Origin of the sequence: Pseudoalteromonas sp. BZK2, from assembly GCF_014349195.1 — a bacterium.
Taxonomy (GTDB): domain Bacteria; phylum Pseudomonadota; class Gammaproteobacteria; order Enterobacterales; family Alteromonadaceae; genus Pseudoalteromonas; species Pseudoalteromonas simplex.
Genome location: NZ_JACSOG010000016.1, coordinates 91,393 through 106,574, shown reverse-complemented (window position 1 = coordinate 106,574; position 15,182 = coordinate 91,393). Strand labels below are relative to the sequence as shown.

At 41.3% G+C, this 15,182-nt stretch carries 13 protein-coding genes; 11 read left to right on the top strand and 2 right to left on the bottom strand.

Annotated features, from left to right (window positions below; all coding sequences use genetic code 11):
- A partial coding sequence (locus tag BIZ38_RS22015; RefSeq protein WP_222938042.1) for a helix-turn-helix domain-containing protein occupies positions 1-111 on the bottom strand: 111 nt, incomplete at its 3' end.
- Positions 112-526: 415 nt separating this feature from the next.
- Here BIZ38_RS22015 and BIZ38_RS11990 point away from each other — a divergent pair.
- The 5 genes from BIZ38_RS11990 to ihfA all read left to right on the top strand — a co-directional run bounded on the left by BIZ38_RS11990 (position 527) and on the right by ihfA (position 6,055).
- Positions 527-1,582 carry a DUF2066 domain-containing protein gene (locus BIZ38_RS11990; RefSeq protein WP_138602481.1) on the top strand — a complete coding sequence of 352 codons (1,056 nt, stop codon included), beginning with the start codon at positions 527-529 and terminating at the stop codon, positions 1,580-1,582.
- Positions 1,582-2,292: a DnaA regulatory inactivator Hda gene (hda, locus tag BIZ38_RS11985; RefSeq protein ID WP_171038282.1), complete on the top strand. Its 711-nt coding sequence runs from the start codon at positions 1,582-1,584 to the stop codon at positions 2,290-2,292. The genes BIZ38_RS11990 and hda overlap by 1 nt, the downstream gene beginning before the upstream one ends.
- Positions 2,293-2,369: 77 nt before the next feature.
- Entirely contained in the window at positions 2,370-3,350 is a 981-nt protein-coding gene (pheS, locus tag BIZ38_RS11980) for a phenylalanine--tRNA ligase subunit alpha (RefSeq protein ID WP_054552893.1), read from the top strand.
- Between the two features lie 15 nt (positions 3,351-3,365).
- Entirely contained in the window at positions 3,366-5,753 is a 2,388-nt protein-coding gene (gene pheT, locus BIZ38_RS11975) for a phenylalanine--tRNA ligase subunit beta (protein ID WP_187490348.1), read from the top strand.
- A 2-nt stretch (positions 5,754-5,755) separates the two neighbouring features.
- Positions 5,756-6,055, top strand: a complete 300-nt coding sequence (gene ihfA / locus BIZ38_RS11970; protein WP_002960690.1) for an integration host factor subunit alpha — start codon at positions 5,756-5,758, stop codon at positions 6,053-6,055.
- Between the two features lie 64 nt (positions 6,056-6,119).
- Here ihfA and BIZ38_RS11965 read toward each other — a convergent pair whose 3' ends face one another.
- Entirely contained in the window at positions 6,120-6,926 is an 807-nt protein-coding gene (locus BIZ38_RS11965; protein ID WP_187490347.1) for a DUF2989 domain-containing protein, read from the bottom strand.
- A 174-nt stretch (positions 6,927-7,100) separates the two neighbouring features.
- On the opposite strand from BIZ38_RS11965, the gene BIZ38_RS11960 reads away from it, so the two are divergent.
- The 6 genes from BIZ38_RS11960 to BIZ38_RS11935 all read left to right on the top strand — a co-directional run bounded on the left by BIZ38_RS11960 (position 7,101) and on the right by BIZ38_RS11935 (position 15,135).
- Positions 7,101-8,543: a glyceraldehyde-3-phosphate dehydrogenase gene (locus BIZ38_RS11960; protein ID WP_054552896.1), complete on the top strand. Its 1,443-nt coding sequence runs from the start codon at positions 7,101-7,103 to the stop codon at positions 8,541-8,543.
- Positions 8,544-8,745: 202 nt separating this feature from the next.
- Entirely contained in the window at positions 8,746-9,873 is a 1,128-nt protein-coding gene (locus BIZ38_RS11955) for a M14-type cytosolic carboxypeptidase (RefSeq protein ID WP_054552897.1), read from the top strand.
- 327 nt (positions 9,874-10,200) lie between these two features.
- Positions 10,201-11,703 (top strand): alanine/glycine:cation symporter family protein, encoded by a 1,503-nt coding sequence (locus BIZ38_RS11950; RefSeq protein ID WP_054552898.1) that lies wholly within the window; start codon positions 10,201-10,203, stop codon positions 11,701-11,703.
- Positions 11,704-11,854: 151 nt separating this feature from the next.
- Positions 11,855-12,181 (top strand): hypothetical protein, encoded by a 327-nt coding sequence (locus BIZ38_RS11945; RefSeq protein ID WP_054553080.1) that lies wholly within the window; start codon positions 11,855-11,857, stop codon positions 12,179-12,181.
- A gap of 1 nt (position 12,182) precedes the next feature.
- A complete protein-coding gene (locus BIZ38_RS11940) occupies positions 12,183-12,464 on the top strand; it encodes a YeaC family protein (RefSeq protein ID WP_054552899.1) in 282 nt (93 codons plus the stop codon).
- Positions 12,454-15,135 (top strand): DUF349 domain-containing protein, encoded by a 2,682-nt coding sequence (locus tag BIZ38_RS11935; RefSeq protein ID WP_187490346.1) that lies wholly within the window; start codon positions 12,454-12,456, stop codon positions 15,133-15,135. The genes BIZ38_RS11940 and BIZ38_RS11935 overlap by 11 nt, the downstream gene beginning before the upstream one ends.
- Positions 15,136-15,182: the final 47 nt, after the last annotated feature.

The following is a 15,182-nucleotide window of genomic DNA, read 5'->3' as shown; positions in this document are numbered from 1 at the left end:
TAGGTAACTAGAAACCCATTTATTCACACTACTTCTTGCAGTGTTTAGACGTTTTGCAATATCGGTTCGGCTATTACCCTCATAAAATAAAGACACTGCAAGCAATCGCATGCGTTTTCGTGCGTTTGGTTCTTTACGAGAAAGCGCTAAAAGTTGTTCAGATATGTTTGGGTTCAATGTTAATAACCAGTGATTTTATATAGCCTATATTAGATCAGATATTTAAGCGGAATGGTATAACAGGTTAGCGATCTCTAATCGGCTTATTTCACCTTGCGCTAATTCGTCTTTTATTAATGAACTTTACCTCTTCATTCTGCATGACGAATTACCACGCTGTTGGATTACGCTTCGCTCTACCCAACCTACGCCAGACTTCCAAACCTTTACTCCTTCAACTTTCCCCTCGCTAACTTTACTCTTGTAATTCACGAACTCGCTCAGCTGCCGTTCATTAAATTAACTTTGCTTTGTTTATGGCTTTGATTTAGGATCAAATCAGTTTAAAAGCAAGAACTAATGGCCTGTGTCTAGATTACTTATTTGTTTATTATTATTTTTTTCGAGTGCTTCAACCTTTGCTGTTGAGGTGACTAATTTATATCAAGATACTCTTAAAGTTGCAGACAAATCACGTGATGCTCGTTTGGCAGCAAGCCGTGAAGCGCTGCTAAATGTGTTGGTGAAAGTAAGTGGGGACACAAGCGCAGATCAAAACCCGGTTGCTAAACAACGCACCCGCGACATTTCCGATTACATGCTCAAATTTGAATATGACGAAAAAGCAGATGGCAGTTTAAATCTGGTCGTGAAGTTCGAAGCCAATAAGATTAATGCATTAATCAAAGATCTTGGCTTGCCATTATGGGGCACACGTCGTCCTTTAGTGGCGATCTGGCTAGGTATTGAAGATAACTGGCGCCGTGAATTGGTTACTCAAGAATCATACCCACAGCTTGAACAGCTTATATACGACAAAGCAAGTCGTCGTGGTTTACCTGTCGTTGTGCCACTACTTGATTTACAAGATCGCGCTATTGTTGGGATACCAGAAGTGTGGGGTAATTTCTCTGAGCCTGTAGAGCGAGCTTCAAGCCGTTATAGTGCTGAGCGCAGTATTACTGCAAGAATGTATCAACAAGCTGATTCAGAATCCTGGATCCTTGATTGGCGTTTCACTAATGCTGAATTATTCGATACTAATCGTTTGATGGGTGATAAGCAGCAAATTGTTGCAGATATGATTGATAGTTTAGCAGGTGGCTTAGCAGCAGAATACGCAATAGATCCAACGATGATTGGCCAACTTGCTACAGCAACTTTCTATCTTAAAGGTATCAATAACTTTGTTGATATTGAATTTGCTAAACGCCGTTTAGAGAGCTTAAGTGTTGTTACTCGTGCCGTAATATCTGTGCGTACACCTGATAGCGTTCAATTTACTGTTAATCACACTGGCAGCATGAATGATTTTAGAAAAGCGTTAGAACTTGATAGTGCCTTTAAAGCGTATCAGGACCCGCGTGATTTCTATCAAGTAGTCAATAAAGATGAGCTTGAATATCAGTGGCAGGGGCTTTAATCGCAGTGCAAGAACCAATGCAAATGGCATTACCTGTTACTTTGCCTGATGATGAAACATTTACTTCTTATTTTGGTGGCGAAAACTCGCTTGAAGTGAGTCACCTTAAAGATGCGTTCACAAAGCTTAGTAACAAATTTCAATATACTTATTTATGCGGTTTGGGCGATTCAGGTAAATCGCACCTGTTGTATGCGACCTGTATTCACGCTCAAGAGCGCGGTTTGTCAACCATGTTACTTTCGATGCGTGAAGTGATTGACTACGGCCCTGTGGTACTTGAAGGTCTCGAAAACCTTGACGTGTTATGTATTGATGACGTGCACTTGGTAGCAGGCAACGATGCATGGGAGAAAGGATTATTTAACTTTTTCAATCGCTTTAATGAGCCGGGCAAATACCTTGTGGTCACAGCTGATTTATTACCTGACATGCTACATATCAACCTACCGGATTTAGTTTCGCGCTTGAAGTGGGGCACAACGTTACAAATTCGTTCAATGAGCGATGATGACAAAGCCGAAGCGCTCGTACGCCGTGCTCACATGCGTGGCCTTGAATTGACGGATGAATGCGCGCGCTTTTTATTAACGCGATTAAGCCGTGATATGCGTGCATTATTAGACGTTTTAGATAAACTTGACCACGCCTCAATGGCTGCACAAAGAAAATTAACAATTCCTTTTATAAAATCAACGTTAAAGCTTTAGTAGGGCTAGAATCTAGTCCTTGCTTTCAGTTATCATTAGCTATTACAAAAATCCTTCTGTGAAAGACCAGGTACTCAATGAACTTAGAAAATATTTTAGCGCAAGCACTTGAGGCAGTTGCCAGTGCGAATGAAATCGCGCAACTAGAAGATATCAGGGTTAATTACCTTGGTAAAAAAGGTGAAATCACCAGCTTACTTAAAACGCTAGGCAAGATTGCCCCTGAAGAGCGTAAAGAAGCGGGTCAAGTGATTAACCAAGCAAAACAAGAAGTACAAACAGCCATTAACGAAAAGCGTGAGTTACTAGCAAGTAAGGCTCTTGAAGAGAAGCTAGCGGCAGAAACGATCGACGTAACTTTACCGGGTCGTGTTATGCCAACAGGTGGCTTACACCCAGTAACTCGTACTATTGAACGTATTGAAAGCTTTTTTGGTGAGTTAGGTTTTGCGGTTAAATCAGGTCCTGAAGTTGAAGATGATTTTCATAACTTCGATGCGCTAAATATTCCTGAGCACCACCCAGCGCGTGCTGATCACGATACTTTCTATTTCAACCCTAAGCTTGTATTACGTACACAAACAAGTGGTGTACAAATCCGTACCATGGAAACTGAGCAGCCACCACTGCGCATCATTTCTCCAGGTCGTGTTTATCGTAACGATTACGACCAAACACACACGCCAATGTTCCACCAAGTGGAAGGCTTAATGGTTGATACAGATGTAAGCTTCACTGAGTTAAAAGGTATTCTGCACGACTTCTTACGTAACTTCTTTGAAGAAGATATGGAAATTCGTTTCCGTCCTTCTTACTTCCCATTTACCGAGCCATCAGCTGAGGTTGATGTTATGGGTAAAAACGGCAAGTGGTTAGAGGTATTAGGCTGTGGCATGGTTCACCCTAACGTTCTTAAATCAGTGGGTATTGATCCAGAAAAATACACAGGCTTTGCATTCGGTATGGGTGTTGAGCGCTTGACGATGTTGCGTTACGGCGTAAACGACTTACGTGCATTTTTCGAAAACGATTTAAAATTCCTAAACCAGTTCCGTTAAGAGTGAAGATATAAAATGAAATTTAGTGAAAAGTGGTTAAGAGAGTGGGTTAACCCAGCAATCGACACACAGTCTCTTTCGGAACAGTTATCAATGGCTGGTCTTGAAGTTGACGGTGTTGAGCCTGCAGCAGCTGAGTTCACAGGCGTTGTTGTAGGTGAAGTGGTTGAGTGTGGTCAACACCCAGACGCTGATAAGTTACGTGTAACTAAAGTAAACGTAGGTGGTGATGAGCTACTTGATATCGTGTGTGGTGCACCTAACTGTCGTCAAGGTTTAAAAGTCGCTGTTGCGACTGTTGGCGCTGTATTACCAGGCGACTTCAAAATCAAAAAAGCCAAACTTCGTGGTCAACCTTCACACGGTATGCTGTGCGCATTCGTTGAGTTAGGTATCAGCGAAGAAGGTGATGGCATCATGGAATTACCAAGTGATGCACCAATCGGTACTGATTTACGTGAGTACTTAAGCCTAGACGACAACATTATTGATGTTGACTTAACACCTAACCGTGGTGATTGCTTAGGTATTAAAGGTTTAGCGCGTGAAGTAGGCGTACTTAACAGTGTTGATGTAAACACACTTGAAATCGCACCAGTTGCTGCAACGATTGATGACAAAGTATCGATTGAGCTTGTGAATGATGAAGCGTGTCCTCGTTATTTAGGTCGTGTAATTAAAGGTATCAACCTTGATGCAGAAACACCACTTTGGATGGTAGAGAAGCTTCGTCGCAGTGGTATTCGCTCAATTGACCCTGTTGTTGATGTAACAAACTACGTGTTATTAGAGCTAGGTCACCCAATGCACGCATTTGATTTAAATGCGATTGAAGGTGGTATTAAAGTACGTAGCGCAAACGCGGGTGAAGAGCTAGTTCTATTAGATGGCAACACTGCTAAACTAAACGAATCTACGCTTGTTATTGCTGATCACAACAAAGCGCTTGCTATTGCAGGTATTTTTGGTGGTGAGAAGTCTGGTGTAACTGAAGCAACATCAGATATTTTATTAGAAAGTGCGTTCTTTAACCCTGTCGCTATTGCTGGTCAAGCACGTAGCTACGGTTTACACACTGATGCGTCACACCGTTACGAGCGTGGTGTCGATTTTGCACTGCAAAAAGATGCGATGGAACGAGCGACAGCATTACTTCTTGAAATTGTTGGCGGTGAAGCAGGCCCAGTTGTTGAAGCAGTTGCAACTGACAAATTACCAAAAGTAACAGAAGTGCGTTTACGTCGTGAGCGTTTAGACCGTGTAATTGGCCACCACATTGACGATGCAAAAGTAACTGACATCCTAACGCGTTTAGGTTTAGACGTTAAAGTTGTTGATGGTGTATGGAGTGCTGACGTACCTAGCTATCGCTTTGATATTCGTATCGAAGAAGATTTAATTGAAGAAGTTGCGCGTGTATACGGCTATAACAGCATTCCTAACGTTGCACCAACTGCTAAATTAAAAATGACTAACCATGACGAGTCGCATGTTGCGGTAACTAAATTCCGCAATACGCTTGTAACACGTGGTTACCAAGAAGCAATTACTTACAGCTTCGTTGATCCAAAAGCACAAGCAATTTTACACCCGCAAAGTGATGCGCTTGTATTGCCACACCCAATTTCGGTTGAAATGTCAGCAATGCGCGTGAGCTTAATGCCAGGTCTATTAGCGTCGCTAGTTTACAATCAAAACCGTCAGCAACCACGCGTCCGTTTATTTGAGCACGGCTTAAAATTCTTACGTGACGAAAATGCTGAAAACGGTGTAAACCAAGTTGCTGTTATCGGTGGTGTAATTTCAGGTCTTGCACACGGTGAACATTGGGTTCAAGAAAAGCGTAGCGTTGATTTCTATGACTTAAAAGGTGATGTTGAAGCACTTTTAGCGATTAGTAACGATTCGTCACGTTTTGAGATAAAAGCAGAGCAGTCTGATGGCTTACACCCAGGCCAATCAGCGGTTATTTATGTTGATGGTAAAAAAGTAGGTTTCTTTGGTGCAGTGCACCCACAGGTGCAAAAGTTACTAGATATCAACAACACAGCATTTGTGTTTGAAATCGAAATGTCTGCACTAGAAAAAAGAAAATTACCAGAAGCCGTGGCAGTGTCGAAATTCCCGTCAAACCGCCGTGATATCGCGATTTTAGTGGAAGATCACGTAAAATCTGGCGATATTTTAAATGTCATAGAAAAAGTTGGCGGAAATCAATTGGTTGACCTAAACTTATTCGATGTGTATAAGGGCAAAGGTATTGAGCCAAATTATAAGAGTTTGGCGATTGCTCTAACACTGCAAGCGGTTGATAGAACGCTCGAAGAGAAAGATATCAATCAAGTAGTTGATAATGTGGTGGCCGCACTGGCCGAACAATTTAACGCATCGTTGAGGGACTAGATATGGCGCTTACTAAAGCCGACATAGCTGAACACCTATTTGAAAAACTCGGGATCAATAAAAAAGATGCCAAAGATTTAGTTGAAGCGTTTTTTGAAGAAATCCGCTCAGCGCTAGAAAAAGGCGAGCAGGTTAAGCTCTCTGGATTTGGTAACTTTGATCTTCGAGATAAGAAAGAACGTCCAGGCCGCAATCCGAAAACAGGTGAAGATATTCCTATTTCGGCACGCCGAGTTGTGACTTTTAGACCAGGTCAAAAGCTAAAAACTCGTGTAGAAGTTGGTACAAGCAAAGCAAAATAAGAAAAGGCAGCGTTAGCTGCCTTTTTTATTTGTCTGAGCACTGCACATTAGCGAGTTGGAATTATCAAAACCCGCGTGGTGATACGAAGCTTCCTTCTTGGATACTGTCGAAAGTTTTTTGTGCTAAATCATCTAAGCTGTCTAGGCTTTTGCCTGCGGCAGCAAGTTGATTTTCGATAGGTAAAATATCGACATCTTCATACCCTGATAATTGTGCTACACGTGCAAACGTGTAGGCATGCTTATACTTTTCGTGTTTGTAGAATAAGCTCACAAGAGTAGGGTAGATCTCAGGGTTAGGTGTTTCACCTGCTTTATTTAACTCTAGCGTTTTGTAAAGCAAATCAATGGTTTTTTCATCATCAAACTTCACGTAGTAGCTTGCTAAGAAAAACTGCATTTCGGCATCTTCAGTCACCCGTTTATCTTGTTTTTCTTCCAGGGCGAGTAATTTAGTTAACGCAGATTGGTCGTTATTACGCGACCAATGGTAATACAATAAACCTGGGTGGTCAGTATTTTTGGTATCTTGAAAAATTCGTGTCATTTCTTTGATACTTGTTAAATGACCCTCAACACGAGACGTGGTTTTTTCTTTTAGTTTTATATGCTCAATCTTGGCGGCAAGCGACACACATTGATCGTATTTCTCAAAGTCTTTTAATAATTGATATTTGTTTTCGTCTGTTGGCGACTTATATTCAACATAACGTTGAATGATGACCTCGGCACGTTGCTCTTTACAGTGACTGTCTTTATTTAAATCACTGCAGAAGCCAGGTGTTTCGTCGCACACTTTCGCCAGTGTAAGCGGATCTTCACAGCCTGCTAATGCCAATAAACCAAGCAACACGCTTGCTCTTAATAACATTCCTTAACCTCTACTTAATTTGTACTACTTTATTCTAGCGCAATGATTTGTTCTGTAACAGTGGAGAATCGTTCGAGTTTAAATTAGAATACCCCTGCCTGAGATGTGTTGCTCTCAAATCACAACACATTTTTTAAGGCTATCCGTTCAAAATTGTTTAATTAGGTAAAAAAAATGACCTCATCTCACGAGTTAGAATACACAAGCAGCTGGCAAGAACGTCAAGATTACGCAGAAAGTATGCAACCTATCATTGGTAGACTTTACCGTAATCGTGGTATCGAAATCGCTGTATATGGCCGTCCTCTCGTTAATGCCAGTACAATCGATATCATCAAAGCACACAAAACAGTTGCTCAGTTTGAAGGTACAAAACTACGTTTACGTGAAAGCTTCCCTTTCTTAGAAGCAATTAGCAAAATGGACTTAAACTCAGCACGTATCGATATTGGTAAACTAGCGTATGGTTATTTGTTTAACGATGCTGCTAAAGGTCGCTCAGTTGAAGAGTACTTAACTGACGAATTAGCAGAAATCGCAAACTCAGAGCGTAAAGAACCACGTGATGTTGTGTTATACGGTTTCGGTCGTATCGGTCGTTTATTAGCGCGTCTTTTAATCGAGAAGTCAGGTCCTTATGCAGACCTACGTTTACGTGCAATCGTTGTACGTGGTGGTAAAGATGGTGACCTAGAAAAGCGTGCAAGCTTACTTCGTCGTGATTCTATCCACGGTCCATTCAATGGCTCAATTACAATTGACAAAGAGCGCAATGCAATTAAAGCTAACGGTAGCTACATCCAAGTTATCTATGCTAACTCACCAAGCGAAGTTGATTACACAGCTTACGGCATTGAGAATGCGCTTATTGTTGATAACACAGGTATTTGGAAAGACGAAGCAGGCCTTGGTCAGCACTTAGAAGCGAAAGGCGCAGCAAAAGTATTATTAACTGCACCAGCTAAAGGTAACATCAAGAACATCGTGTACGGTGTTAACAACCAAGATATCAAACCTGAAGATAAAATTGTCTGTGCAGCAAGCTGTACGACCAATGCTATTACGCCAACGTTAAAAGCGCTTAACGATAAGTTTGGCATCAAAAATGGTCACGTTGAAACTGTTCACTCGTACACCAATGACCAAAACTTAATTGATAACTACCACAAAGCTGAGCGTCGTGGCCGTGCTGCTGCACTTAACATGGTTATCACTTCAACAGGTGCTGCAAAAGCGGTTTCTAAAGCTTTACCTGAGCTTGAAGGTAAACTAACTGGTAACGCTATCCGCGTTCCTACGCCAAACGTATCAATGGCTATCTTGAACTTAAACCTTGAAAAAGGTACAACTGTTGAAGAACTAAATGCGTTCTTGCGTGAAACAGCACTTCATTCAGACCTTCGTGATCAAATCGATTACACAGCGTCTACTGAAATCGTATCGACTGACTTAGTAGGTAGCCGTTACGCAGGTGTTGTTGATTCACAAGCGACAATCGTAGATGACAACCGCGTTGTACTTTACGTTTGGTACGATAACGAGTTCGGTTATAGCTGTCAGGTAGTACGTTGTATGCGTGATATGGCTGAAGTAACTTTCCCAAGCTTACCTCGCTAATACCTAAGTTATAAAGAATCTAGAAGCCAGCATTATGCTGGCTTTTTTAGTCGTGAAAGTTTTTGCAAATTTTCAGCATGTGATAGGCTGTTAAGGGTCTACACCATATTACTAACAAAACGTTCTAACTACAGAGCGTTGACTTAATTCTTAACTAACAAGCGAATAGCTAAGAATTATTTTTAACCAATAGGTTTATAGAATGAAAATCACCAGCAATTTTGACAGTGGTAATATCAAGGTTATTGAAGCCGTTGATCCACTGAATATTCAATTAGAAATCAATAAAGACAATCAGTCTGATTTTTTCCAGTGGTTTCACTTTCGTCTTGAAACAACTGCGTTTCAAAACCATAAATTACACATTAATAACCTAGAGAACTCAGCATACCCTGATGGCTGGGAAGGTTACCATGCGGTTGCATCATACGACCGTCAAACTTGGTTCCGTGTCCCATCTGAGTACGCAAACGGCACACTATCATTTGAAGTAGAGCCTGAGTGCGGCAGCATGTACTTTGCTTACTTTGCGCCATACAGCTATGACCGTCACTTAGATTTACTAGCATGGGCACAAAGCCAACATGCCTGTGAATTAGAAACATTAGGCGAAACCCTTGATGGTCGTGATATGAGTGTTTTACGTGTGGGTATTCCTAGCAGTGAGAAGAAAAAAATCTGGATCACGGCGCGCCAGCACCCAGGCGAAACTATGGCTGAGTGGTACGTTGAAGGTCTACTTCATAAATTACTTGATGATGAAGATCCACATGCAGCGGCACTATTATCTAAAGCGGTATTCTACATCGTGCCAAATATGAACCCAGATGGCAGTGTGCGTGGTCACCTACGTACTAACGCTAAAGGCGTTAACTTGAACCGTGAATGGCAAACACCGAGCATGGAAAATAGCCCTGAAGTTTTCTTAGTGCTTAACAAAATGCGTGAAACGGGCCTTGATATGCACTTAGATATTCATGGTGACGAAGCAATTCCTTATAACTTTGTTGCGGGTAGTGAAGGTATCCCGGGCTACGATGATCGCTTAAAAGAGTTAGAAGATAGCTTTAAAGCTGCGCTTTTAACTGTGACGCCTGAGTTCCAAGACGAACATGGTTATCCAAAAGATGAGCCGGGCCAGGCTAACTTAACTGTCGGTTCTTCTGCTGTCGCGCATGAATTTAATGCATTAGCTTACACGGTAGAGATGCCATTTAAAGATAACGATGATTTACCAGATCCAGATTATGGCTGGTCAGATCGTCGCTCGTATCAATTTGGTCAAGATACGTTAGCGGCTATTGTTAACGTGGTTGATAAATTAAGATAACGACCCTTACGGGCATCAGTAAAACTGATGCCCGTAATTGTATCTGATACCAATTTGCAAAAATACTTAATTAAACAAATTGGTATGAAAGTTAAAAAAGCAGCGGTGCAGAGCAGGATGCATCGAATGTTAATTTAGTAGGTACATTTATCATATTGAAAATTAACTGTTAACAAACTTGGTTGGTTTAAGTTAATATCCAATATATTCAGCTGTGAAGTAACAAAATTTCATTTTTATTTCTCACAGTTATCGTGTCGCGCATTCTCACAAGCTCACGCTGAGTATCGTAACTAACAATAAAAAATATAATCATAGAGGATATCCATGGAAGCTTTAGTAAGCGCCGTTAACGACATAATTTGGAGTGATGCACTCATTTATTTATGTCTAGGTGCAGGTCTGTTTTATTCCGTTTTAACCCGATTCGCACAAGTTAGACATTTTAAAGAAATGTGTAAATTATTACTTAGCTCTAATAATTCAGATACGGGTATTTCTTCGTTTCAAGCGCTAGCGGTTTCGTTATCAGGCCGTGTAGGTGTAGGTAATATTGCTGGGGTTGCTGCAGCAATCGGCTTTGGTGGTCCGGGTGCGATTTTCTGGATGTGGATAGTTGCGTTCCTTGGCGCAAGTACTGCATATGCCGAGTCAACACTTGGTCAGATTTATAAATCAGAAGAAGACGGTCAATATCGCGGTGGCCCAGCATATTACTTCGACCGCTGCTTACAGCAAAAGTGGTTAGCCGTATTATTTGCAGTGTCGGCGATTATTGCTTGTGGTGTATTCCTTCCGGGCGTTCAAGCGAATGCGGTAGGTAATGCATTCACACAAGTTTTTGGTGAAGGCACATTGGTTAGCACCAGCTTTGGTGAAGTAGGTAGCTTTAAGCTGGTTGCGCTTGCAATCATCTTAATTGTGCTTGCATTTATCATCTTTGGTGGCATTAAACGTATCGCAAACTTCACACAAATTGTGGTGCCATTTATGGCGCTAGGTTACATCGTGTTAGCGTTAATCGTGGTGTTCTTAAACCTAGATAAAGTGCCAGGTATATTCTCAATGATCTTATCTGATGCATTCACCGCGCAAGCAGGCTTTGGTGCTGCTATTGGTTGGGGTGTTAAACGTGGTATTTACTCAAACGAAGCAGGTCAAGGTACGGGTCCGCATGCAGCATCAGCTGCCGAGGTAGATCACCCAGCTCAACAAGGCTTAGTGCAAGCATTTTCTGTTTATGTTGATACCATTTTTGTTTGTACAGCAACTGCGTTAATGATTCTAATCACTAAACAATACAACATTGTGGGTGAGTTACCTGCAGGTCAATTCATTGTGCAAAACGTTGATGCTGCAACTGAAGTAGGCTCTGCTGCTTTTACACAAATGGCATTATTTAGCGTATTTGGTGGCTTTGGTGAAGCATTCGTTGGTATTGCTTTATTCTTCTTCGCATTTACTACAATTCTTGCTTATTACTATATTGCTGAAACGAACGTTGCTTATTTAAACCGTTATTTCAAAGGCAATATTCCGTTGGTTGTTGTGAAGTTTGTCATCATGTTTATGGTGGCTTACGGTATGGTAAACAACTCAGGTTACATCTGGAATATTGGTGACATTGGCGTAGGCTTAATGGCCTGGATCAATATTGTGGGTATTTTGGCTATTTTCTTTGTCGCAAAACCTGCACTTAACTGTTTACGTGATTACGAAGATCAAAAGAAAGCCGGTGGTGAAATCACTTTTGATCCAGTTAAATTAGGCATTAAAAATGCGACTTTCTGGGAAAAGCGTCTAGCTGAAAAGGCGAAACAGAAACAATAAATCGTTTTTTTGAGTTTTTACGGTGAATTTAGTTGTGCAGGTTTTCGAATCTTCATAAATGAATGAAATTCAAAAAAGACATCGACTCATAAAACAAGTACAATAAAGGGCGCCTAAAGGCGCCTTTTTTATGCGTAGTATGGAGAAAGATATGGCGATTATTAGTTGCCCGCAGTGTGCAAAATCAATATCTGACAAACATAAGCAATGCCCGCATTGTGAATGCCAAGTCACCGATCTAAGCAATGAGCAATTGCAGCAAATGCAAAAAGAAACGCGCATTCGTAGACAACAAAAGTTTATGAATCAGTCTTTCCTCGCACTGATTTTATTTTTAGGGGGCTTTTTCTGTTATTACTTTATGCACCCCGAAGCAAAGTCTCTTGAGTGGTATGCCTATACATCGGCAATGGCAGTAGGTTTTGTGTGGTATCTTGTAAGCCGCATCTATTTAGTTGTTTTAAAAAAGAAAAAGTAACATGAATATTGATCACATCGTTAAAAATATCACCCCAGAAGTATTTGAACGTCTTCAGTATGGTGCCTCTACGGGTAAGTGGCCAGACGGCACTCCTTTGACTGAGGAGCAAAAACAACAAACCGTTCAACTCGTGATGCTTTATCAGGCTAAAGTTTCGCAAAGCAATGAGCAGTTTACCATTGGCGCAAATGGTGAAATGGTGCAAAAGAGCAAAGCTCAATTGCAAAAAGAATTCGCATCAGAAAATGAAATAGCTAGGTTTAGTGAAAATGATCTTTAAACACCTGTTTACTCCAAAATGGAAGCACCCTAAAAACCAAGTCCGTTTAACTGCGGTTGAACGTCTTGATACAGAGCGTGACCTTAGCATCTTAAATAGCATTGCCCTTGAAGACAGCTCAGCTGAAATCCGCAAAAAAGCATTAAACAAAGTGAACGATATCGTTTTATGGTGGCAAGCATACAAGCAAGACCAAGCACTGAAAGACCTTGCTGAGCAGCATATCAATCAAGCGGTTTTAAATACCGACAGCCAACTAGATGCAAATATCAAAAATGAGTTTATTGAGCGTTACGCACCTGTCAAAACTCTTGAGAAACTCGCCTTTGCAGAAAAAGAACTTCAAGTTCGTGTTAAGTTATTAAAGCGTTTAGCAAACCCAAGCTTAATTGATAAAGCTTTTAAAGAAGGCCGTGAAGAGCTGCAATTGCAACTTGTTGAGCTTGTGATTAATCATCAACTTGCTAAATCACTATTAAAGCATGCAAAAGGTGAGGCGCATACCCAACTGGCGACTCATCTTGACAATGAACGCTTAGCGATAGAAATGCCTGCCAAAGTAGAAGCTGATACACGTGTGGTATTAGCAAAGCTTAATGCGCTTCGTGATAAAAATGACTTTCAGTTAGTGTCGATGCAACATGCTGAGTTATTACAGCAGTGGCAAGCTATCGAACTAAAATGGCTGAGCGATGAGCAAGTAAGCACGCTTGATAAAAAATATTCAGCGATTACGCAAAAGCTTGAATCGCATATTGCAGTTTTAAGTAAAGAGCATGAAGCAGCGCAGCAAGCGTTAGCTGAGCAACAACGTCAGGTATTAGCACTTGCAAGCCTTGAAGCAATTGGCGAAGAAATTGAAAATGCATTGCAATTAGGCTTAGAAACGCCAGAGCAAATTCAGCAAGATTGGCTCGAGGCAAAAGTTGCAGAGGCAAAAGATGCCTTAGTAGAGGCGAACTTACCTGATAACCAAACTGTGCGTGATGTAAAACAGCATTTAGCAACTTTATTTAAGCAAGTTGAACAGTTACCGCAACTAGTTAGCGCGATTGCTGAGTTTAAAGAGGCATTTGATCAATTAAATATCGTTGCGACAACTGAAGATGAAAGCGAGTTTGACGGCTTAAAGCAGCAGTTTGAGCAACAGCAAAAACTAGCACGTAAAAAGCTGGCAAGTATTCCTAGTCGTTTACAAGGTCGCTTCAAAGCAAATTTAGCTGAAACAATAAACAGCTGGCAGCAAGCGATGGCACCGCTGACGAATAAGTTTGAGAAAAATCAACAAACAGCTAAGCGTAAAGCTCGTGATGTAAAACGCTTAATTGAGCAAGGTCGCTTTAATGTTGCCTTTGGTGTGTTTAAAGGTTTTGAAGAGCTATACGCAACACTTACAGACTATTACAAACAGCCATTAAATAGCCTTAAAGCTGATTTAGAAGCCCAACTAGCAGAAGCAAAAGATTGGCAAAAATACGCATCGGCACCAAAGCGTGATGCGCTACTCGTTGAAGTAAATGAACTTGTTGCAACCGAGTGTACTGACCCTAAACAACGTGCAGAGCATGTTAAACAGTTACGTCGTCGTTGGAATGAGTTAGGGCGTTTAGATACTGATGCAGAAAAGCAACAAGGCGAGTTATTCGATCAACAAATTGAATTACTGTTTGCGCCGTGTCGTGAGTATTTCGCAGAGCAAGAGCAACAACGTGAACAAGCTAAAGCACAGCGCGTTGAAATAATCTCGCAAATGCAGCAGTTAACAGAGCTTGATAGCTCTTCTGATGAGTTTGATTGGAAGCAGTTTGAAAGCAAGTTCAACCGTACCGCGAAAGCGTGGCGCTCTGCAGGTAACGTCGATCCTAAAACATACCGTGAACTACAAACGCAATTTAAAGCTGCACAATCACAAGTACAAGGTCAACTTGCTGCATTTCATAAAGCAAATGCTGAACAAAAAGCAGCACTTGTTGAGCAAGCAACACAGTTATCACAAAGTGATGATTTAGCTGCTGCGTGCCAAGATCTAAAAGCGCTTCAACAAACTTGGCAGACTATTGGCTTTGCAGGAATGAAAGCTGAAAACACCTTATGGCAGCAATTCAGACGAGTTAATGACGAGACTTTTGCTAAGCGCAGTGCTGAGTTTGAACAGCAAAAGCAAGTACAGCAACAAAATGACGAAGTTGCCGCACAGCAGTTAAGTGAGCTTGAGTCTGCACTTGAGACCGTGATGCATCTTGCACAGCTTAAAGATTTAACAGTGAAGCTAGCAGAGCTTGAATACTCAAAAGCGTTATCGGCACGCGTGACTCAGTTAGAGGCAGCGATTAGTGCAAAATCAGCGCTAATTAGTAAGCAAGCAGAGCAGTCTAAATTAACGGCTTTATTTGCTGCTCTTGAAAGCAACAGCGAACTGCCTTCGCAGTTTCAAGCTTCATTAACAACTAAGCTAAACGCTGCGCAGCTGTTAACCCGTATCGAAATTCTGGCAGGCGTAGAATCGGCTGATAGTCAGTTACGTATGACAGAGCAAGTTGCGATGTTAGATGATAAACACCGTGGCGAACAAGCAGATGTTTATTACTACTTAAAGCAATTACTTGCAGTCAGTGAGGGTTCAGTTTCAGCTGACACACTAGCAAGGCTTAAAGCAATATTTGCAATTTAACGAATAAAACCGCTTTTTAAAGCGGTTTTTTTCCGTGTGTTTTTGAG

Excerpts from the sequence above, each read along its gene's own strand:
- pheS (WP_054552893.1), top strand. The coding sequence starts at position 2,370 with ATGAACTTAGAAAATATTTTAGCGCAAGCACTTGAGGCAGTTGCCAGT.
- BIZ38_RS11960 (WP_054552896.1), top strand. The coding sequence starts at position 7,101 with ATGACCTCATCTCACGAGTTAGAATACACAAGCAGCTGGCAAGAACGT.
- BIZ38_RS11940 (WP_054552899.1), top strand. The coding sequence starts at position 12,183 with ATGAATATTGATCACATCGTTAAAAATATCACCCCAGAAGTATTTGAA.
- ihfA (WP_002960690.1), top strand. The coding sequence starts at position 5,756 with ATGGCGCTTACTAAAGCCGACATAGCTGAACACCTATTTGAAAAACTC.
- BIZ38_RS11935 (WP_187490346.1), top strand. The coding sequence starts at position 12,454 with ATGATCTTTAAACACCTGTTTACTCCAAAATGGAAGCACCCTAAAAAC.
- BIZ38_RS11965 (WP_187490347.1), bottom strand. The coding sequence starts at position 6,926 with ATGTTATTAAGAGCAAGCGTGTTGCTTGGTTTATTGGCATTAGCAGGC.
- BIZ38_RS11955 (WP_054552897.1), top strand. The coding sequence starts at position 8,746 with ATGAAAATCACCAGCAATTTTGACAGTGGTAATATCAAGGTTATTGAA.
- BIZ38_RS11950 (WP_054552898.1), top strand. The coding sequence starts at position 10,201 with ATGGAAGCTTTAGTAAGCGCCGTTAACGACATAATTTGGAGTGATGCA.
- BIZ38_RS11945 (WP_054553080.1), top strand. The coding sequence starts at position 11,855 with ATGGCGATTATTAGTTGCCCGCAGTGTGCAAAATCAATATCTGACAAA.
- pheT (WP_187490348.1), top strand. The coding sequence starts at position 3,366 with ATGAAATTTAGTGAAAAGTGGTTAAGAGAGTGGGTTAACCCAGCAATC.